This window comes from Alteracholeplasma palmae J233, assembly GCF_000968055.1.
GTDB lineage: Bacteria > Bacillota_I > Bacilli_A > Acholeplasmatales > Acholeplasmataceae > Alteracholeplasma > Alteracholeplasma palmae.
Genome location: NC_022538.1, coordinates 1,483,588 through 1,504,160, shown reverse-complemented (window position 1 = coordinate 1,504,160; position 20,573 = coordinate 1,483,588). Strand labels below are relative to the sequence as shown.

The 20,573-nt window shown below is 29.7% G+C and carries 20 protein-coding genes; 16 read left to right on the top strand and 4 right to left on the bottom strand.

The genetic code is table 11. The annotated features are described in order from the left end of the window. Positions 1–16 precede the first annotated feature (16 nt). Entirely contained in the window at positions 17–556 is a 540-nt protein-coding gene (gene hpt / locus BN854_RS07115; RefSeq protein WP_030003856.1) for a hypoxanthine phosphoribosyltransferase, read from the bottom strand. Next, a complete protein-coding gene (gene tilS, locus BN854_RS07110; RefSeq protein ID WP_030003855.1) occupies positions 549–1,796 on the bottom strand; it encodes a tRNA lysidine(34) synthetase TilS in 1,248 nt (415 codons plus the stop codon). The genes hpt and tilS overlap by 8 nt, the downstream gene beginning before the upstream one ends. Before the next feature lie 201 nt (positions 1,797–1,997). On the opposite strand from tilS, the gene BN854_RS07105 reads away from it, so the two are divergent. Further along, entirely contained in the window at positions 1,998–2,552 is a 555-nt protein-coding gene (locus tag BN854_RS07105) for a Maf family protein (RefSeq protein WP_030003854.1), read from the top strand. A gap of 165 nt (positions 2,553–2,717) precedes the next feature. Here the strand turns inward: BN854_RS07105 and hslO are convergent, their stop codons facing one another. Beyond that, the gene (gene hslO, locus BN854_RS07100; protein WP_030003853.1) at positions 2,718–3,593 is read right to left on the bottom strand and encodes an Hsp33 family molecular chaperone HslO; all 876 of its coding nucleotides are present in this window, start codon (positions 3,591–3,593) and stop codon (positions 2,718–2,720) included. Positions 3,594–3,672: 79 nt separating this feature from the next. Between hslO and dusB the strand changes: the two genes are divergently transcribed. The 11 genes from dusB (at position 3,673) to BN854_RS07045 (ending at position 15,890) form a co-directional block, all read left to right on the top strand. Continuing rightward, positions 3,673–4,668 carry a tRNA dihydrouridine synthase DusB gene (gene dusB, locus BN854_RS07095; RefSeq protein ID WP_030003852.1) on the top strand — a complete coding sequence of 332 codons (996 nt, stop codon included), beginning with the start codon at positions 3,673–3,675 and terminating at the stop codon, positions 4,666–4,668. Continuing rightward, a complete protein-coding gene (locus BN854_RS07090) occupies positions 4,655–5,518 on the top strand; it encodes an alpha/beta fold hydrolase (RefSeq protein WP_030003851.1) in 864 nt (287 codons plus the stop codon). The genes dusB and BN854_RS07090 overlap by 14 nt, the downstream gene beginning before the upstream one ends. Before the next feature lie 124 nt (positions 5,519–5,642). Beyond that, entirely contained in the window at positions 5,643–6,065 is a 423-nt protein-coding gene (locus BN854_RS07085) for a hypothetical protein (RefSeq protein ID WP_030003850.1), read from the top strand. A gap of 298 nt (positions 6,066–6,363) precedes the next feature. Next, on the top strand, positions 6,364–8,628 hold the full coding sequence (gene pflB, locus BN854_RS07080) for a formate C-acetyltransferase (protein ID WP_030003849.1): 2,265 nt from the start codon (positions 6,364–6,366) through the stop codon (positions 8,626–8,628). After that, entirely contained in the window at positions 8,615–9,376 is a 762-nt protein-coding gene (gene pflA / locus BN854_RS07075) for a pyruvate formate-lyase-activating protein (protein WP_030003848.1), read from the top strand. The genes pflB and pflA overlap by 14 nt, the downstream gene beginning before the upstream one ends. A 278-nt stretch (positions 9,377–9,654) precedes the next feature. Next, positions 9,655–10,392 (top strand): epoxyqueuosine reductase QueH, encoded by a 738-nt coding sequence (locus BN854_RS07070; protein WP_030003847.1) that lies wholly within the window; start codon positions 9,655–9,657, stop codon positions 10,390–10,392. Between the two features lie 3 nt (positions 10,393–10,395). After that, a complete protein-coding gene (locus BN854_RS07065) occupies positions 10,396–11,985 on the top strand; it encodes a formate--tetrahydrofolate ligase (protein ID WP_030003846.1) in 1,590 nt (529 codons plus the stop codon). Next, on the top strand, positions 11,982–12,818 hold the full coding sequence (locus tag BN854_RS07060; protein ID WP_030003845.1) for a bifunctional 5,10-methylenetetrahydrofolate dehydrogenase/5,10-methenyltetrahydrofolate cyclohydrolase: 837 nt from the start codon (positions 11,982–11,984) through the stop codon (positions 12,816–12,818). The genes BN854_RS07065 and BN854_RS07060 overlap by 4 nt, the downstream gene beginning before the upstream one ends. Before the next feature lie 96 nt (positions 12,819–12,914). Beyond that, the gene (locus tag BN854_RS07055; RefSeq protein ID WP_030003844.1) at positions 12,915–14,222 is read left to right on the top strand and encodes a glycoside hydrolase family 28 protein; all 1,308 of its coding nucleotides are present in this window, start codon (positions 12,915–12,917) and stop codon (positions 14,220–14,222) included. Positions 14,223–14,413: 191 nt separating this feature from the next. Next, positions 14,414–15,118, top strand: a complete 705-nt coding sequence (locus BN854_RS07050; protein WP_030003843.1) for an ABC transporter ATP-binding protein — start codon at positions 14,414–14,416, stop codon at positions 15,116–15,118. Next, complete coding sequence (locus BN854_RS07045; protein WP_030003842.1) at positions 15,108–15,890, top strand: hypothetical protein; 783 nt, start codon at positions 15,108–15,110, stop codon at positions 15,888–15,890. Before BN854_RS07050 ends, BN854_RS07045 begins: the two co-directional genes overlap by 11 nt. A gap of 118 nt (positions 15,891–16,008) precedes the next feature. Here BN854_RS07045 and BN854_RS07040 read toward each other — a convergent pair whose 3' ends face one another. Next, positions 16,009–16,425 carry an OsmC family protein gene (locus BN854_RS07040; RefSeq protein ID WP_030003841.1) on the bottom strand — a complete coding sequence of 139 codons (417 nt, stop codon included), beginning with the start codon at positions 16,423–16,425 and terminating at the stop codon, positions 16,009–16,011. Positions 16,426–16,550: 125 nt separating this feature from the next. Between BN854_RS07040 and BN854_RS07035 the strand changes: the two genes are divergently transcribed. The 4 genes from BN854_RS07035 (at position 16,551) to BN854_RS07020 (ending at position 20,572) form a co-directional block, all read left to right on the top strand. Then, a complete protein-coding gene (locus tag BN854_RS07035; RefSeq protein WP_030003840.1) occupies positions 16,551–17,078 on the top strand; it encodes an inorganic diphosphatase in 528 nt (175 codons plus the stop codon). A gap of 17 nt (positions 17,079–17,095) precedes the next feature. Continuing rightward, complete coding sequence (locus BN854_RS07030; protein WP_030003839.1) at positions 17,096–17,803, top strand: YebC/PmpR family DNA-binding transcriptional regulator; 708 nt, start codon at positions 17,096–17,098, stop codon at positions 17,801–17,803. 205 nt (positions 17,804–18,008) lie between these two features. Next, positions 18,009–19,247, top strand: coding sequence for a serine hydroxymethyltransferase (gene glyA, locus BN854_RS07025; protein WP_030003838.1), 1,239 nt, complete (start codon positions 18,009–18,011; stop codon positions 19,245–19,247). A 17-nt stretch (positions 19,248–19,264) separates the two neighbouring features. Beyond that, complete coding sequence (locus BN854_RS07020) at positions 19,265–20,572, top strand: RnfC family protein (protein WP_030003837.1); 1,308 nt, start codon at positions 19,265–19,267, stop codon at positions 20,570–20,572. Position 20,573 lies beyond the last annotated feature (1 nt).

The following is a 20,573-nucleotide window of genomic DNA, read 5'->3' as shown; positions in this document are numbered from 1 at the left end:
TAAATACCTCTTTCTTTTATTTTGTATAAACTGAAGGTTTTAGTACCCCTACATAAGGAAGGTTACGATAGAATTCATCATAGTCTAGACCATATCCAACTACAAATTCTTTAGGAATTGTTTTGCCAATATAGTCTGGATAGAATTCTACAACTCTTCCAGCAGGTTTATCTAATAGAGTTACAACTTTAACAGATTTTGCATCTCTACTTTTTAACATTTTTGTAATTGTACTTAGAGTAGAACCAGTATCTACGATATCTTCAACGATTAAGACATCACGATCTTTGATTGATATATCTAAGTCAAGTTTGATTTTTACATCTCCTGATGATGAAATGCCACCATGGTAACTGCTTACTGACATATAAGCAAATTCAACATGTGTGTTGATATGTTTAGCAAGGTCTGACATAAAAGGAATGCATCCTTTTAATAAACCAACTAATACAGGTTTTTTGTTTTCATAGTCAGCGGTAATTTGTGATCCTATTTTTTTGCAAATTGCCTCAATTTCTTGTTCACTTAACAAAATTTTTTCGATATCGTTATGCATCTTGTTCCTCCCGAAGTGATATATATATTTTATTTTGGTTACCCAGAGTTTTGTTTATATATAGGTTAGGTATCCAAATGATTTGGTTATTACTATCAACTACAATCCATAAATTGTCTCTTTGGTAAAGAGGAATCTTTTTATCAATTAAGAAATCTTTTAATTTTTTTCGACCGTAATTAAATTGTAATACATCACCATTTTGGCGCCTTCTTACTGTAAGTGGATAATCTAGTATATTATAACATATTTCTTGACTGTTTTTGGGAATATTAGATAATAAATCATCATAAGTATCAATGATAGGAGTTGGTAAGTTTAAATCTATTTTTTCTTGTTTAGTTATGAATGCTTTTTGATAAGATTTTGTAAAAACATAACGAGAAGATAGACTAATTACAACATTTGGTTTATTTTTATTTTTCAAAGCATCTAGCATGCTGGAAACTAAATTAAATGTTTTTTCAATATGATAAGACTCTAGAAGATAAGAAAGAATATCTAATTGTACAGCTTCATCTAATAATAAGAATTTATCTAGTTTTACAATAGATAGAGAACCGTTTAAGAAAGCTAAAGATTCTTTTCTAATATATGTATAAGCTAGTAGTAGTTGCTTATGATAATGAATAATAGATTCTTTAAAATTAGTTTCTGATTTTAAAAAAGGGATAATATGGTGTCTTACTCTATTTCTAAAGTAATGATCTTCACTATTGGTTCTATCTTCTAAATAAGTAACTAGATTTTTTTTAGAATATCTAATCAAATCATCTTTTGGTGTATAAAGTAAGGGTTTTAAATAAGTTATATCATCTACCGTATAAGAGGCACTCATGCCACTATATCCCAAAAGGGAACTACCTCTAGAAATTTTCATAAAAATGGTTTCAGCTAAATCATCTAGGTGATGCGCTGTTATAATATGATTGATTTGATTTTTTTTAGCCACTTCTAATAAATATTTTTTTCTAAGTTTTCTTGCTTGATTTTGAAAATCTTTATTATCTAGGTGAAGTTCAAAGTAATAAAAATCAATATTATTATTTTTACAATATGACTCAACAAGGCTCTTATCTAAAATAGATTCTTTTCTTTTTAAATGATTAAAATGAACTACTTTTAAGCTATAACCTTCTTTATATAAATAGTCTAATAGAACCATTGAGTCCACGCCACCACTTACAGAAATTAAGTAGGGAGTATTCTTTTCTAGTTTAATTGATAAGTTAAATTGCATCTGCGTTCACCTCACCTTAATATTATAACATTAGGTATTATAAATGATGAAAATAAGTTGGTGATTTATCAATGAAATAGAAATAATTTTATGTTTCATTGATGGTTTTTTTTAAATATTTAAAGACTTAAAATGAAAATAAAGTCATAGACAAACTCTATATTATGATATAATAGTCCCCGTATAAAGGAGGCTTACTACATGATTATATTAGCAAGTCAATCACCTAGAAGAAAACAATTACTAGAAGAAGCCGGTGTTTCATTCAAGATAGTTAGTCCTGATTTTGATGAAAAAAGTGTTCATTTAGATAAAACAGACCCTAAAAAGTATGTATCAGAACTAGCTTATAAAAAAGCAAGCGATGTCTTAGAAAAAAATCAAGAAGATACTGTTATTGGTGCTGATACGGTTGTTGTTCTAGAAAATGAAGTATTAGAAAAACCTATTGATGAAGAAGATGCTTTTAGAATGTTAAAAAAACTTTCTGGTAAAAAACACCAAGTCATCACAGGAGTAGCTATTTTAAAAAAGGGAATTGAGAAAGTATTCACATCAGTAGCAAGCGTTTATTTTAAAGAATTAACAGACTTTGAAATAACAGAGTATATTGCTTCAAAAGAACCAATGGATAAAGCAGGTTCATATGCTATTCAAGGAATTGGTAGTAAATTAATAGAAAGACATGAAGGAGATTTATTTACTATTATTGGTCTACCTTTAAAAGAAGTCTTACAAACCCTCAAAACAATTTAATAAGATAAAGTTTAAGGTTTGTGCAAATGCACAAACCTTTACTTTCAAAAGGAGAGGGTATTACTTTTTGGATGGAACGTATATAGTATAAAATAAAACCATTAAAAAAGACTTAAATGAAACTTAAATAAAAATTCCCTAGATATGATATCTTAGGGAATAAAATTATTTGTTATTGATAATATCTTTTAAATCATTTTCACTAAAGTGGTATTTTTTTCCACAAAAATGACAATTGATTTCAGCTCCATGATCTTCATGGATAAGTTCTTCAAGTGTTTTATTATCAAGATAACTTAATGAACTAGCAAAACCTTCTTTTGAGCAAGGACAGTGATATTTAATTTCTCTTTTGTCTAAGATTTCTTCAGTCCCACTAGCTAAAATATGAATAAGATCTTCTGGCTTTTTACCTTCTTGCATTAAATCTGTTACAGAAGAAATCTTTGTTAAGGCTTTTTCTAAAGAAGAAATAGTTTGTTCACTAGCACTTGGTAGAAGTTGAACGATAAAACCGCCACTCACTAAAATAGAATTATCTACATTAACTAATACACCAACGCCTACTGCAGAAGGTGTTTGTTCACTAGTTGTAAAATAATAAGTAAAATCATCTCCTATTTCACCACTGACAAGAGGGGTTGAAGAAGTGAAAGGTTGTCTCATGTTTAAGTCTTTGGTAACAGTTAATAAACCTGCACCAACTGCCATACCTACATTAAGTTTTCCTGCTTTGGGTCCACTGTGATACTTTAGGTAAACTTCAGGATTTCCGATATCTCCTCTAACGATTCCATTGTGAGCTTCAGCAAGCAAGTATTTTAAAGGGCCTTCGCCTTCAATTTTTAAAGTAAGATGTTCATCATCTTTATACATTAAACTCATCATGGCAGATGCGGTTAAAAAACGACCTAGGGCAGCACTAGCTGTTGGCCAAGTTTTATGTATTTCATGTGCTTCTTGGACTAAATTAGTAGAAGTAGCAGCATAAATACGTGCTTCTTTATTATAAGCGGTTGCTATTAGTGTATAATCTTTCATAAAATACCTCATTTCATGTATTATTGTAGCATGATTGCAAGATTTTATATCATATGATACAATAACAAAGGTGAAAAAAATGTCATTTAAAATAGGAAATATAGAAGTTAATAATAAAATAGTATTAGCCCCAATGGCTGGTGTATCTAATAATCCTTTTAGATTGCTTGCTAGACAATTTGGTGCAGGGCTAGTTTTTGCAGAAATGGTTTCTGATAAAGGAATCCATTTTAATAATGATAAAACAGTAGAATTGTTATATATGACTGATGAAGAAAAGCCAATGATTCAACAAATTTTTGGTTCTGACTTAGAAACAATGGTTGAGGCTGCTTTATATGTAGAAGCACATAGTAATTGTGATGCTATTGATATTAATATGGGTTGCCCAGTCCCAAAGGTTGCTATTAAAGCACAAGCAGGAGCATCTTTAATGAAAGATCCTGATAAAATATATGAAATTGTTTCAGAAATAGTAAAAAGAGTTAAAAAACCGATTACTGTTAAAATCAGAAGTGGTTGGGACAGTGAAAGTATCAATGCTGTTGAAGTAGCTAAAAAGATAGAGGCAGCAGGGGCAAGCGCGATTACTGTTCATGCTAGAACAAGAGCTCAAGGTTATAGTGGAAAAGCAGACCTTGATGTGATTAAGGCTGTAAAAGAAGCTGTTAAAATTCCGGTTATTGGAAATGGTGATATTGTAGATGGTGAAAGTGCTAAGCGCATGTTAGATTATACAGGTTGTGATGCTGTTATGATTGGGAGAGCAGCACTAGGTAATCCTTGGGTTTTTAGAGATATCATGTCTTATTTTAATGGTGAAGAAAAAATTGAAGTCAAGCCAGAAGAAATTAAGAATTTAATGATCAAACATATGGATGATTTGATTAAGTTAAAAGGTGAGAAAACAGCAATCCTTGAAATGAGAAGTCATGGTCCTTGGTATATTAAAGGACTACATAATTCAAGTGATCTTAGAGCTAAACTAAGTAGAAGTTTAACTAGAGATGAAGTTGTTTCACACTTAGATGAGTTTTTTAATAATCTGAAAGAGGAAAATGATGAATTACATTAAAGAGTATCAAGATTTTATTTTAAGTAGTCAAGTAAAACAATCAGAAAAAACTACTTTAAAATATAATTTAATAGGTAATGGAAAAGAAGTTATTTTGGCTTTGTTAGGCAATAATTTACTTGGAGCCAATGCTTATTTTAAGACTATTGAAAAACTTAAGGAAAACTATAGTGTTTTAGTTTTTAATCATCAAAATGAATATGAGTTTATTGAACAAATCGTTGATGATTTAAATCAACTAATAGAAGAATTAAAAATAGATAAAGTACATTTATTAGGTATTAGTATTGGTGGAGTTATTGCTCAATATTTTGCTAAAAAATATCCTGATAAAACAAAAAGTTTAATGGTATATCAAACTTTTACTCACACTAATATGATGGAAACTGATGCAATTGAAACTAAAAATGAAATCTTAGAAGTGATTAATCAGTTAACAGAACTTAGAAAACAAATTCCATTAGAAAATATTAAAATGGCCCAAATTTATCAAATTGAAGAAGTCTTAAGACAAGTGAACTATGCTTATATAGAAGATGCAATCGATTTATATACATATATGATGATTGACTATACAGAAGAAGATGAAAAGCAATTGATGTTACTTTTAAAGAATTTTTTAAACGGAGCACCCTTTTCAAAAGAAGACTTTAGTTATTTAGATCATAAAGTATTATTTATATATGATTTTGAAGAAAGAGCTATGGGTGGTCAGTCGATGGATAATGCACTTTTAGACATTCTTCCTAATCCTAAAACAGTTGCTTTAGATGTTGAAAAATTTGTTTTAGTATTAGAATCTAATAAATTAGTTGAAATAGTTTTAGAATTTTTATCAGAAATAAAGTAAAGATTAAGCTCAAGGTTATCCTTGAGTTTTTTTATTATTAAAAAAGAAAGCGATTACTTTTAATAGATTTGCTATTTAAAAAATTATGTTATAATAGATTTAACTAAATATAAGGGGGTATTCAATGAATCTATTGAAAAAAGTGAGTAACTGTTTTTTAGGGGTGTTTATTTTTTATAATGTTATTTTATTTATTACAGCACTTCAAATTATGTTAGAACCATCTGAAATGGTCATTGGTATAGTCAGTGTTGGATTATTTATTCCAAGTGTTGTCTTATTGGGGGTATATTTATCTATTCAGATTTATATGAGTTTGATTGTAATGAATGAAAAGTTAATAAGATTTATTAACTGGGTTGTTTTAGGGGTTGCTTTAGTCTACACAGGAGTTCTAATGTTTTTTTTAATTCCTTTGATGTTTTTAGGCAACGGTAATTTTATAATGAATGAGAATATATTAATGAGTATGGTGCCGATGTTTGCATTATTTACAGTGGTGATCACATTAGGTATCTTGCTAAAACTTAGAATTAAAGACATATAAAATATAATGATATCTAAAAGTAGTCAAATACTTCTTTAGATATCATTTTTTTATTATAAAAAGGGTTAAATAAATATATTATAATAATAAAAAGTTTATCATAATATACCTTTAAAATAGTTGGAGACTAAAAAAAATAGAAATATTCACACAATTTCAAGAGATTTGCTTTATAAAACCAATGTTTTTTTGGTAAAACGTTTTCATTTATAGAAAATAGTGCATATTTAATCATTGAAGACTATAATATAGGCATAACAACCGATGATGTTAATTTAATACTTAGGAGGAACAAAACATGTCAAATGCATGGAACGGTTTTAAAGATGGTCAATGGATGACCAAGGTTGATGTTCGCGATTTTATCGATAAGAACTATAGCGAATATTTAGGTGATGCTTCATTTTTAGCAGGAGCAACAGAAGATAGTAAAACACTAAATGAAATGTTCCACAATTTCTTAAAAGAAGAAAAAGAAAAAGGTGGAGTTATTGATATGGATACTGTAGTACCATCAACAATCACTTCTCACAAAGCTGGATACATTTTAAAAGATATTGAAAAAATTGTTGGGTTACAAACAGATGCTCCATTCAAACGTGCATTCCACCCATTTGGTGGTATTTCAATTGCTGTTAAAGCAGCTGCAGCTTATGGATATACAGTTCCAGAAGAAACAGTTAAATTATTCACAGATTACCGTAAGACTCATAACCAAGGTGTTTTTGATGCTTATACACCAGAAATCAGACGTGCTCGTAAATCTCATATCGTAACAGGATTACCTGATGGATATGGCCGTGGACGTATTATTGGTGACTACAGAAGAATTGCATTATACGGGGTTGATTATTTAATTAAAGCTCGTAAACAAGAATTAGCAGCAATCACTTTCCCAATGGTTGAAGATAAAATTCGTACAAGAGAAGAACTTTCTGAACAAATTAGAGCTTTACAAGCATTAATCGAATTAGGAAAAGAATACGGATTTGATATTGCAAGACCAGCTGAAAATGCTCAAGAAGCAATCCAATGGTTATACTTAGGATACTTAGCTGCAGTTAAAGAACAAAATGGTGCAGCTATGTCATTAGGACGTACTTCAACATTCTTAGATATTTATATCCAAAGAGACTTAGACAAAGGTTTAATTACTGAAACTCAAGCTCAAGAATTTATTGATCATTTCATTATGAAATTACGTATGGTTCGTTTTGCTAGAACTCCAGAATATAATGATTTATTTACAGGAGACCCAACATGGGTAACTGAAAGTATTGCAGGTATGAATTTAGATGGACGTTCATTAGTAACTAAAAACTCATTCCGTTACCTACATACATTATATAATTTAGGAACTTCAGCAGAACCAAACTTAACAGTTTTATGGTCAGATAGATTACCTCAAAACTTCAAAGAATTCTGTGCAAAAGTAAGTATTGATACATCAAGTATCCAATATGAAAATGATGAACAAATGAGACCAGTTCATGGTGATGACTATGCTATCGCATGTTGTGTTTCACCAATGACTGTTGGTAAAGAAATGCAATTCTTTGGTGCTCGTGCTAACTTAGCTAAAGCATTATTATATGCATTAAATGGTGGACGCGATGAAGTAAGTGGAGACCAAGTATTCGAAAAAACTAAACAAGATGTTTTAAAAGCTGATGTATTAGATTATGATACAGTTATGGCTCGTTTCGATAAAACTATGGATGAGTTAGCAGAAGTTTATGTAAATGCATTAAACATTATTCACTATATGCATGATAAATATGCTTATGAAAGACTACAAATGGCTTTACATGATGTTGAAGTTAAACGTAACTTCGCAACTGGTGTTGCTGGATTATCAGTAGTTGCTGACTCATTATCAGCTATTAAATATGCTAAAGTATCACCTATCTATGATGAAAGAGGTTTAATTACTGACTTCACAATTGATGGAGATTTCCCAACTTATGGAAATAACGATGATCGTGTTGACCAATTAGCTGTTGAATTAGTTGAAACATTTATGAACAAGATTAGACAACAATATACTTATAGAAATTCAATTCCATCAATGAGTGTTCTTACAATTACTTCAAACGTAGTATATGGTAAGAATACAGGTAATACTCCAGATGGACGTCGTGCTGGTCAAGCATTCGCACCAGGTGCAAACCCAATGCACGGTAGAGATAAAACAGGAGCTTTAAAATCATTATTAAGCGTTGCTAAAATCCCTTGTGAAAGTTGTCAAGATGGTATTTCAAATACATTTACAATTATTCCTCAAGCATTAGGTAAAAACATTGAAATCGCTGATTCATTTAATATTGAAACAGAAGTTCAAGTTCCTAACTTAGTAAACTTAATGGATGGATATTTCACATCAGGTGGATATCACTTAAATGTTAACGTATTTACACGTGAAACATTAAAGAAAGCTTATGACAATCCAGAATTATATCCAAACTTAACAATCCGTGTTTCAGGATACGCAGTAAACTTCTCAAGCTTAACAGATGAACAAAAACGTGAAGTTATGAGTCGTACCTTCCATGAACAATTCTAATTTAAAATTAGGAAACGTTCACTCTATTGAAACGCTAGGAGCATTTGATGGACCAGGTTTAAGATATGTATTATTCTTACAAGGCTGTCCATTACAATGTAAGTTTTGTCACAATCGTGATACTTGGAGTACAAAAACTAACAAGTTAATGAGTGTAGATGAAGTTTTAAATGATTATAATAAATATAAACATTTCTATAAGAAGGGTGGCTTGACCGTCAGTGGCGGTGAAGCAACCCTTCAACTTCCTTTTTTAATTGAGTTATTCAAGGAAGCTAAAAAAAGAGATATTCATACATGTTTAGATACTGCAGCAGGTGTATTTTCACAAAAAATGAGACCAGTTTATGATGAATTAATGAAATATACTGATTTGGTCTTATTAGACATCAAACATATTGACAACGAAAAACATATTTGGTTAACAAAATCACCAAATATCCAAATATTAGAATGTGCCAAATATTTAGATGAAATTAAAAAACCTACAGTGATAAGACACGTTTTATTACCTGAAATCAATAGTGATGATAAAGATTTAACAGACTTGAGAAGTTTTTTAGATGGACTATCAAATATTGTTGGTATTGATATTTTACCGTATCATACTAAAGGAAGAATGAAATGGGAAAAGATGGGGTTAGAGTATCCATTACCAGATACACCAGAACCATCAAAAGAATTAGTTAAGCATGCAGAAACAATATTAAAAAAAGATTATAAATATATGCAACCAGATCAAAAATGATCTGGTTTTTTATATTATAGGACAGTTTTGCCCTACTAAATATGTGAACAAATCTATATAATTTAAGCATAGATTAATTAATCTATAAAATATGATGCGATATGAAGATATTTCATCATTGATTTAGGGAACCAATAAGTAGTATCTAGGGAATAGACGATTCGAAGGAGTTAGTAGTAGGGCTAACTCTTTTTTTATTTTAAATACACAACTAAAATTGATTAAAGTAGATAAAAAACGTATAATATAATAAGAATGAATAAAGGATATGATAATAGATGTTTGAAATAGATGAAATTTTAAAAAAATATAATAAAGATCAAAAAATTAATTATGACCAAATACTATTAGATGTTATCAAGCAATGGCAAAAAAACAATGTTAAGCCTAAAATTATATTACATTCTTGTTGTGCACCTTGTAGCACATATGTATTAGAAGAAATGACTAAGTATGCAGATATTACTATATACTTTTCTAACTCGAATATACATCCTAAAGAAGAATATCAAAAAAGAGCATTAGTTCAAGAAGAATTTATTAAAAAATTTAACTTAGAGAATCATACAAATGTTTTATATATAGAAGATGAGTATCAACCTCAAAACTTTATTAAAGATGTTTATAGTAAAAAATTAGAAGAAGAAAAAGAAGGCGGAGCACGTTGTAGTTTCTGTTTTGAGATGAGATTAGATAGAGTTGCGAAAAAAGCAGTAGAATTAGGATATGATTATTTTGGTAGTGCTATTACATTATCACCACATAAGAATAGTCAAGTAATCAATGCTATAGGATTTGATGTTCAAAAAATTTATGATGTTTCCTATTTACCAACAGATTTTAAAAAACGTGGTGGATATAAAAGATCAGTAGAACTATGCAATATCTATGATATTTATAGACAATGTTATTGTGGCTGTGTGTTTGCGGCTTTAGATCAAGGCATTGATTTAAAAGAAACTAGACGTGAAGCGATTCAATTTTTAGAAGAGTTTAATAAAAAGAAAGAGGTATAATATATGAATACTAAAGAAATTATTTTGAGCCAAGCAAATATTATAGACGATGAACTTATTGCTTATGGAAAAGATAAGTTTAAAGTAGAACTTTCTTTATTAGACAGATTAAAAGATAAGAAAGATGGAAAGCTTATTTTAGTTACCTCAATCAATCCAACATCAGCAGGTGAAGGAAAAACAACTACTTCAATTAGTCTTGCACAAGGGATGAAGCAAATTAATAAAAATGCTATTTTAGCTTTAAGAGAACCTAGTATGGGACCCGTATTTGGCTTAAAAGGTGGAGCAACCGGTGCTGGTAAAAGTAGTATTGAGCCATCACTAGATATTGATTTACATTTTACAGGAGACATTCATGCTTTAACTTCTGCTCATAATTTGTTAAGTGCATTTATTGATAATCATATTTATTTTGGCAATGAACTACATATCAAAGAAGTAATGTGGCCAAGAGCACTTGATGTGAATGATAGAAGTTTAAGAGAAGTTGAAACTAAAGCGGGAAAGAGTAGTTTTGTCATAACTGCAGCTTCAGAGCTTATGGCAATTCTTGCTTTATCAAAAAATCTAGATGATTTAAAAACTAGAATCTCCAATATTATCATCGGTATAAATGAAAATGATCAATTTATTAAAGTAAGTGATTTAAAAATAGAAGATGCTTTAACAATGCTTTTAAAAGATGCTATAAAGCCTAATTTAGTTTTAACAACAGAAAAAGCTTTAGCATTTGTGCATGCAGGACCGTTTGCGAATATTGCTCATGGCTGTAGTTCTATTATCGCAAGCCAAATGGCATTAAAACTAGGTGATTATGTTATTACTGAGGCAGGCTTTGGTGCTGACCTTGGTATGGAAAAATTCTTAGATATTAAAGTACCTGTATTAGGTAAAAATGCCGATTTGGTTGTGATGGTTGTAACGCTTAAGGCACTTAAACTTCATGGTGGAGTTTTAGAAGAAAATTTACAATTAAAAAATATCGAAGCTTTATTAAAAGGTGTTTCTAATTTAGAAAAACATCTTGAAAACATTAAAAGTTACAATCTAGATTATGTGATTGCTCTTAATTTATATACAAATGATGATAAAGATGAAAAAGAGGCATTACTTAAATGGGCTAAAAGAAACGGTCATGAAATTGAAATTTCTGATGGTTACGATTTAGGTGGAAAAGGCGCAGTTGATCTTGCTAATTTAGTTGTAAAAAAATTAGAGGGAACCTCAAATAAGAAATTTAAAGAATTATATGATGTAAATTTAGATATAGATATTAAAATTAATATCATTGCTAAAAATATCTATGGGGCAAAAGAAGTGACATACTCTAAAAGAGCATTAAGAAAGTTAGAACTTTTTAAAGAAATGAAGTATCCTATCTGTATGGCAAAAACACCTTTATCACTAAGCGGTGATCCTTTATTAAAAGCACGCCCAAAAGATTTTATATTACATATATCAGATATTAAATTAAGTAATGGGGCAGAGCTTATTATTCCTTTAACAAAGGGAATAAATGTTATGCCAGGATTAAATAAAACACCAAGAGTACTCGATTTTCATATCAATAAAGAAGGTGAAGTTATATGATATTATTAGATGGAAAAATGGTTTCAGAAGAACTTAATTTGAAACTTAAAAATAAAGTAGATAGTTTTGATGTTAAGCCGCAATTAGATATTATTCTTATAGGTAATAATCCAGCGAGTTTATCATATGTTAAGGGAAAGAAAAAAGCAGCTTCACTTGTAGGAATAACTACAAATTTGCATCATCTAGATGAAAATATTTCACAAGAAGAAGTAGAACGATTAATCAATTCTTTAAATCAAGATGAAAAGGTAGATGGTATCTTATTACAACTTCCTATACCAAAACACTTAGATCAAGAATACTTAATGGATTTAATCGCTTATGAAAAAGACCCTGATGGCTTTCATGTTGTAAACCAAGGTAAGTTATTTCAAAAAAGAAAAACAATTTATCCAGCAACACCTAAAGGAATTATGACACTTCTTGATTATTATAATATACCTATTGAAGGTAAAAGTGTGGTTGTAGTAGGTAGAAGTAATATTGTTGGTATGCCTATTTCTAAAATGCTATTAGATAGAAATGCGACAGTGACTATATGTCATAGTAAAACTAAGAATATTAAAGAAATTACAAAAACAGCTGATATCTTAGTGGTTGCGATTGGTATCCCTAAATTTATTACCAAAGATATGGTGAAACAAGATGTTGTTTTAGTTGATGTAGGTATTAATAGGGTAGATGAGAAGTTAGTAGGAGATGCTGACTTTGATGAAATTAAAGATATCGCAAGTTATATTACACCAGTTCCTAAAGGTGTAGGTCCTATGACCATTCATAGTTTACTTTTTAATACAGTTTTACTATACGAAAGTAAAAATACTAAATAATAATATAAACATCAATGATCCTTAATAAGGGTCATTTTATTTTTTGGTATGATATAATAAAGTAAATTGATAACGTATGCAAAAAGGCAGGTAAAAATGAAAAGTTTTAGAACTCATTTAATTGATAAAACAGGAACAAAAGATGTTACCAAAGAATTACAAGAACTTATTATAAAAACTTCGCAAGCTAAAGGAAAACTTATTTTAGAAACAGGCGTTTATTTAACCTCAGCACTTTATTTAGAAAGCGATATGGAGTTTCACTTTGAGGATAACGCAACCTTATTAGGGACAACTGATGAAACTGCCTATAAGTTAGAAAAAACGCGTGTAGCAGGTATTGAAATGGATTGGTATCCAGGAATTCTTAATTGTAAAAATAAGGAAAATGTAGTTATTAGTGGAAATGGGTTTATTGATGGACAAGGTGAATATTTTTGGAATAAATATTGGGGATCTGATACTAAAAGTGGTATGAGAAAAGAATATGATGCTAAAGGGCTTAGATGGGCATGTGACTATGATTGTTTAAGGGTGAGAAATGTAGTTGTTAGTAACTCTAAAAATATAGTTTTAAAGGAGTTTAGTTCTAAAAAATCAGGTTTTTGGAATGTTCATGTTTTATATAGTGAACACATTCATATTGATGGTGTAAAGATATTATCATCAGAACTACATAGTCCTAGCACAGATGGTATTGATATAGATTCATCAAGTCATGTATTAATAGAAAACTGTGTAACATCTTGTAATGATGATAGCATATGCATTAAATCAGGTAGAGATTATGATGGTATTAGAGTAGCTAGACCATCGCATGATATTATAATTAGAAATTGTGAAATCTTATCTGGTTTTGGGGTAACATTAGGAAGCGAAGTTTCAGGTGGAATCTATAATATTAAAATTGAAAACTTAAAATATCATGGGACAGATTGTGGGTTTAGAATTAAGTCTTCTATTAATAGAAAAGGATACATAAAAGATATTTTTATTAATAACCTAGAAATGATTAATGTTAAGTATCTATTCCATATCTATCTTAATTGGAACCCGGATTATAGTATTTGTGAAATACCTAAGGATTATAAAGGAAACATAAAAGAGCATTGGAAGGTATTAACACAAAAAATTGATCCAAGTATTTCAAATACTATTGTAGAAAATATCTATATAAAAAACATTAAAGCAACAAATGAACCTAATTATAAAGGTATTAGTAGAGCATTTCATATAGAGGGGTTTAAAGATGTTCCTATAAAAAACTTAGTATTTGAGAATATGAATCTAAATGTGGCTGAGTACGGTGTGATTAATTATGTAAAAGAACTCCAATTTAAGGATACTCAAATTACAGTTTCATCTAAGGCAGATAAAAAGAATGACGATTACGATAATAGATAATGGGTCTTTAATTCGTATGAAAATTAATATTTTATGAGAAATCCCTTATTTAAAGGGTTTTTTTATATAATGACAATGGATGCACAATGATAATAATTAAAATAATAAAAAATAATATTTTATAATTTTATATTGACAAAAAATAATTTAAGGTATATAATAGTTTTAAATTTAAGAAAGAGGTATAGGGAGTGAAAAACTTAATTGAAGTAAAAGGCCTAACTAAAAAGTATGGCAATGTTGAAGCACTAAAAGGCGTTAACTTAGAATTAACTAGTGGTAAAATTGTTGGTTTATTAGGACCTAATGGTTCAGGTAAAACTACAATTATTAAAATACTAACAGGACTATTAAAACAATATGAAGGCGAAGTTCTAATTGATGGTAATCCAATCAGCAATCTATCAAAAGGTCTTATTTCATATTTACCAGATCAAATCTATTTTGAAAAATGGATGAAAATTACAGATGTAGTAAAATACTTTAGTGATATGTACGGGGACTTTAATCAAGAAAGATTTAATATTTTAATGGAAAAATTTAAAATCCAAGATCGTACTTATATTAAAAAACTTTCTAAGGGAAATCAAGAAAAATTACAATTAGCACTTATTTTATCTAGAGATGCTAAAATTTATATTTTCGATGAACCAATTGGCGGTGTAGACCCTGTTGTTAGAGAAATCATTTTAGATACAATTTTAAATAATCATAATAAGGATGCATTAATTATTTTATCTACTCACCAAATCTATGATGTTGAAGAATTATTTGATGAAGTTATCTTCTTAAAATATGGAGAAGTTGTTTTACATAAACCAACTAAAGAAGTAGTAGAAGAATACAACATGAATTTAAATGAAGCGTTCAAGGAGGTATTTAGAAATGCTTTTTAAACTAATTAAACATGAATTAAAGTCATCTTATAGAAACTATGTTCCGATATTTGTAGCTGTATTGATTGCTACTGGATTCGTGGCACTAAGTATTTCAAATGAAAGCATTAATGGTATTGGTCTTTCATTTATGATAGCAATGGGTTTAGTTTTTTCTTTATTTATATTAATGTTTGTTAATATATCTAAATCATTAGGAGATAGAATGTTTGGTAAACCAGGTTATTTATTATTCACTGTTCCTGCTAGCACAAAAGATGTAGTTTTATCACGTATTATTGCTAACTTCTTATGGGTTTTAGCATCAACAATTATTTCTATGTTACCTATTGCGGTATTTATATTGATGATTCAAGGCATCGCTAATAAACAAGAAGGTGGAGCATCATTCGATGCATTTGAAATCTTATTAGCAGTCTTAGGAATAACTAAAGAAGCAAACTTCCTTGATATTATGGTAGCTGTTATAGAAAAAATGATGACTTTCTTACACTTAATTGCGGCAATGTTTGTTGCCTTTACAGTGTCACACACAGCTTATCGTGGTGATAAGAAAAAATTAGTTCAAATAGTTATTTTTATTGTACTCGTGACTGCCGTTAATTTATTCTTAGGAAGCTCTTTATTCAAGCCAAGTCAAACAGCAACCGGACAAATATTGGTAAGCACAACTCTTCAAAAAGGTTATGCAATTATATTTGGTGTACTTTACACATCAGCGGCATTCTTTGGATCAGGTTATTTAATTGATAAGAAATTAGAATTACAATAATATATTAAATAGAATAGGCTTAAAGTTTTTAGATATCAATCTTTTAACTTAGAGCCTATTTTTTTATCTATAAATATAAAAAACAAGGATTTTAGTCCTTGTTAAGTTATATATCAATTTATTCAAATATTTCATCAAAGGAAACAGCATTTACCGTAACACCAGGTGTTAAACTTAGTAGTTTTGAAACCGGGCAATGCTTATGTGCTTTTTCTGCCAAAAACTTAGCTTCTTCAAGTGTGAAGCCTTCTACAGCCATATATGCTACTGGTTTAAATATTAGTCCTTTGGGAACATCTTTTTCTAAATCAACTTCAACACGTACATGAATTTTATTAGTTTTACCACTTAAGTTTAAAATGCTTCTGGCTGTAGCGTTTAAACATGCTGCCCAAGATAATGCTAATAGTTCTTCTGGGTTAGTTCCTTTTTTTTCACTTGTAAGTGGGGCAAGCGTTACTTCTAAACCATCTTTAGTATAACTTTCACCATTTGTTCCATATTTATTATAGGCAATTGCCTTATACATACTCATAGATATCACTCCTTGTTTATATTATAAGAATAAATGAAAAAAAAGGGTTAAATTTGATTGAAAAGGTGCAATTTTGATAATAAAATGATAAAATAAGAGTGCAAAATTCAAAGGAGGGTCTTAATATGAATATTTGGCATGATATTAATCCAAAAAGAATAAGCCCAAACAAATTTATTGCCTGTATAGAAATTACTAAAGGTAGTAAAAAGAAATATGAATTAGACAAAGAAACAGGAATGATTATTTTAGATAGAGTGTTGTTTACATCTACACACTATCCTGCAAATTATGGATTTATACCATTAACATATGCAGGTGATAATGACCCTTTAGATGTTTTAGTTTTATGTCAGGAAGATATTGAACCAATGAGTTTAGTAGAATGTTATCCAATAGGTGTTTTAAAGATGATTGATTCAGATGAAGTTGATGAAAAAATTATCGCAATACCTCTAGGGGATCCATCTATGACACAATATAAAGATTTAAAATCTTTGCCACATCATTTATTATCAGAAATGAGTCATTTTTTTGAAGTGTATAAATCACTTGAAGGTAAAAAAACTTATATTCTAGATATTGAAGGAAAAGATGAGGCACTCCAGATTATTGAAAATGCTATGGAAAATTATAATAAGAAGTTTAAATAAGAAAGAGAGATATACCAATGGGAAGAGCGTTTGAAGTTAGAAAAGTTGCGATGGCTAAAACAGCAGCAGCAAAAAGTAAAGTTTATGCAAAATTCGGAAGAGAAATTTATATGGCCGCAAAATCAGGAACTCCTGATCCAGAGTCAAATGCAAACTTAAAGAGAATTATTGAAAAGGCTAAGAAAGAACAAGTCAGCGCTGACGTTATTAAAAGAGCTATTGATAAAGCTAAAGGCGGAAGTGATGAAAACTATAATGAAGTAAGATATGAAGGTTTTGGTCCAGGAAATAGTATGTTTATTGTTGACTGTTTAACAGATAATGTGAATAGAACGATTGCGGAAGTTAGAAATTGCTTTACTAAAACAGGCGGTAAAATAGGGGTATCAGGATCAGTGTTACACCAATTTGAACATGCATCAGTCTTTAAAGTAGTAGGAACTGAAGATGAAATATTAGAAGTTTTACTAGAAAATGATGTCAACGCAAGCGATGTAGAAGTAGAAGAAGATAATGTTATTATTTATGGGGCACCAAGTGATTTTTATCAAATTAAAACAGTTTTAACTAATGCTAAAATAGAAATATTAGAAGAAGAATTAACATGGTTACCAATTACTACAGCAACTTTATCAGAAGAAGATGAAAATCAAAAATTTGAACGTCTAGTAAATATGTTAGATGAATTAGATGATGTTCAAAATGTTTATCATAACGTTATATAATATAAAGTAAACTAATCTTGAAAAGGGTTAGTTTTTATTTTTATATCCACGATTCAATTAAAACTATACATGTAAAAGGGATAGTCAAATAAATTAATCTTAACATATAGCGAACTTTCTATTTATAACTAACTTCTACATTTATATTTTGCTTAGTGTACTTAAAGATTTATGTTATAATTAAAGTACATTAGGAGGCGATACGATGAGTTTAAAATCATTTGATAATGAACTATTTTTAAGTATAGAAAAAGAAGGATTAAGACAAGAGGAACATATAGAACTAATAGCATCTGAAAACTTTGTTTCAAAAAATGTATTAGAAGCCCAAGGATCTGTTTTAACTAATAAATACGCAGAAGGTTATCCAGGTAAAAGATATTATGGTGGATGTGAAAATGTAGATGTTGTTGAAACACTTGCGATTAATAGATTGAAACAAATTTTTGATGCAAACTATGTCAATGTACAACCTCATTCAGGATCACAAGCAAACGCTGCCGTATACCAAGCATTATTAGAGCCTAATGATGTCATTTTAGGTATGTCACTTGATGCTGGAGGACATTTAACACATGGGTATAAACTTAATTTTTCAGGAAGAAATTATAAAGCTTACTCATACGGATTAAACAAGGAAACTGAATTAATTGATTATGATGAATTAAGAAAAATAGCTTTAGAAGTTAAACCTAAAGTCATAGTTGCAGGAGCGTCTGCTTATTCTAGAATTATAGACTTTAAAAAGTTTAGAGAAGTTGCTGATGAAGTAGGTGCTTATTTATTTGTAGATATGGCACACATTGCTGGACTGGTTGCTGCTAAACTGCACCCATCACCAATGCCATATGCTGATGTTGTTACATCGACTACTCATAAAACCTTAAGAGGTCCTCGTGGGGGAATTATTTTAACAAACAAGGAAGATATTGCTAAAAAAATAGATAAAGCGGTTTTTCCGGGTGTTCAAGGTGGGCCATTAATGCATGTGATTGCTGCTAAGGCTGTTTCATTTAAAGAAGCATTAGATCCTTCTTTTAATCTATACCAACAACAAGTTCAAAAAAATGCTAAGATATTAGCTTCTGAACTTTCAAAGTTAGGATATAGAATTATTTCTAAGACTACTGATAATCATATGGTTTTGGTTGATGTTAAATCTAAGTTGAATATTACAGGTAAAAAAGCAGAAGATATTTTACATGAAGTCAATATTACATGTAATAAAAATAGCATTCCTTTTGATACAGAAAAACCTGCATATACAAGTGGTATTAGATTAGGTAGCCCTGCTATGACTACTAGAGGATTTAAAGAAGAAGAGTTTAGAGTGATTGCACATTTAATAGATGATGCTTTAAATAATAGAGATGATTTAGAAAAATTATTAGAGATTAAAAAGGAAGTACTTAGATTAACAAGTCAATTTCCTTTATATAAATAAAAAATAAGGAGGTGCCTATGATACAAAAAACTAGGGAAATTCCTGATGGAAAAAAGGTATTGAAAAAACTACCTATTTTGCATTACCTGGATGCTGATTATTTATACTATCCAATTACTAATCAAAGATGTCCAGAAGGGGAAACTTGTGTTATTATGGGACAGTTTGTCAAAGTTGGGGAAGAAATTGGAGTTAGAAAAGGTGCGTTTTTTGAACAACCTATACATGCAACCGCAAGCGGTGAAATTATGGGATATGAAAAGAAAATGGATCAAAGTGGACGTTTAGTAGATTGCTTAATTGTTAAAAATGATAAGAAATATGAACTTCATGAATCTATCTATGATAGAACAGATGAAGAAATTATGAATCTTACTAAACAAGATTTTATAGATATTGCTAAAAATTCAGGATTAGTTGGATTAGGTGGAAGTGGTTTTCCTACTTATATTAAACTGAATGCTAAACATCCAGTGGATATTGTGGTTGCTAATGGTGTTGAGTGTGAACCTAATTTAATTAGTGACTATGAAATATTAATGCGCCATCCTGAAGAAATGATTCTAGGGCTTATATATTCTATGAAAGCAGTAGGTGCCAAAAAAGGTATTATTGCTATTAAAGAAAAGAATAAAGAATTAGAAGCTAGATTAAGTTTTGCTATTAAAGATTTCCCACAATATGATTTAAAGGTTAAACTTGTAGGGAATTACTACCCACAAGGATGGGAACTAGAAACAATTAAAAGTGCTACAGGTATAAAAATACCACAAGGTAAGATTACTTCTGAATATGGCATTATTAACTTTAATGTTTCAACTTTAGTAAGTTTATATCATGCCGTAAAAAAAAGATTACCAGTCTTAGAAAGATTCTTTACTATTAGTGGCGATGGTGCACATAATAAAAACTTTAGAGTAAGAATTGGTACTTCGATAGAAGAACTTTTAGAACTTGCTGGTGGATACAAAGATTTAGATCTTAATAAGACATTAATAGTTGGAGGTCCAATGATGGGAACAAGCGTTTCTTCAAGTGACCTAGTTTTAACACATACAATGACAAGTTTAATTATTAATAATGAAGTAGTAAGAGAAGAAGAACCTTGTATTCATTGTGCGTCTTGTGTATATTCATGTCCTGTTGAAATTCAACCAGTACAAATTATGAATGCTTTTAAAAGAAAAGATACTGGTTTTTTAGTTGATTTAGCAGTCAATAAATGTATTGAATGCGGGTTATGTTCTTTTGTATGTCCTTCTAAAATTCATTTAACTGACTACATGAGAAAAGGTAAAGCCTTACTTAAAACAGGGGGACAGTAAA

Bases quoted from the DNA above. Each gene is read 5' to 3' on its own strand.
- hpt (WP_030003856.1), bottom strand. From the start codon at position 556: ATGCATAACGATATCGAAAAAATTTTGTTAAGTGAACAAGAAATTGAG.
- tilS (WP_030003855.1), bottom strand. From the start codon at position 1,796: ATGCAATTTAACTTATCAATTAAACTAGAAAAGAATACTCCCTACTTA.
- BN854_RS07105 (WP_030003854.1), top strand. From the start codon at position 1,998: ATGATTATATTAGCAAGTCAATCACCTAGAAGAAAACAATTACTAGAA.
- hslO (WP_030003853.1), bottom strand. From the start codon at position 3,593: ATGAAAGATTATACACTAATAGCAACCGCTTATAATAAAGAAGCACGT.
- dusB (WP_030003852.1), top strand. From the start codon at position 3,673: ATGTCATTTAAAATAGGAAATATAGAAGTTAATAATAAAATAGTATTA.
- BN854_RS07090 (WP_030003851.1), top strand. From the start codon at position 4,655: ATGAATTACATTAAAGAGTATCAAGATTTTATTTTAAGTAGTCAAGTA.
- BN854_RS07085 (WP_030003850.1), top strand. From the start codon at position 5,643: ATGAATCTATTGAAAAAAGTGAGTAACTGTTTTTTAGGGGTGTTTATT.
- pflB (WP_030003849.1), top strand. From the start codon at position 6,364: ATGTCAAATGCATGGAACGGTTTTAAAGATGGTCAATGGATGACCAAG.
- pflA (WP_030003848.1), top strand. From the start codon at position 8,615: ATGAACAATTCTAATTTAAAATTAGGAAACGTTCACTCTATTGAAACG.
- BN854_RS07070 (WP_030003847.1), top strand. From the start codon at position 9,655: ATGTTTGAAATAGATGAAATTTTAAAAAAATATAATAAAGATCAAAAA.
- BN854_RS07065 (WP_030003846.1), top strand. From the start codon at position 10,396: ATGAATACTAAAGAAATTATTTTGAGCCAAGCAAATATTATAGACGAT.
- BN854_RS07060 (WP_030003845.1), top strand. From the start codon at position 11,982: ATGATATTATTAGATGGAAAAATGGTTTCAGAAGAACTTAATTTGAAA.
- BN854_RS07055 (WP_030003844.1), top strand. From the start codon at position 12,915: ATGAAAAGTTTTAGAACTCATTTAATTGATAAAACAGGAACAAAAGAT.
- BN854_RS07045 (WP_030003842.1), top strand. From the start codon at position 15,108: ATGCTTTTTAAACTAATTAAACATGAATTAAAGTCATCTTATAGAAAC.
- BN854_RS07040 (WP_030003841.1), bottom strand. From the start codon at position 16,425: ATGAGTATGTATAAGGCAATTGCCTATAATAAATATGGAACAAATGGT.
- BN854_RS07035 (WP_030003840.1), top strand. From the start codon at position 16,551: ATGAATATTTGGCATGATATTAATCCAAAAAGAATAAGCCCAAACAAA.
- BN854_RS07030 (WP_030003839.1), top strand. From the start codon at position 17,096: ATGGGAAGAGCGTTTGAAGTTAGAAAAGTTGCGATGGCTAAAACAGCA.
- glyA (WP_030003838.1), top strand. From the start codon at position 18,009: ATGAGTTTAAAATCATTTGATAATGAACTATTTTTAAGTATAGAAAAA.
- BN854_RS07020 (WP_030003837.1), top strand. From the start codon at position 19,265: ATGATACAAAAAACTAGGGAAATTCCTGATGGAAAAAAGGTATTGAAA.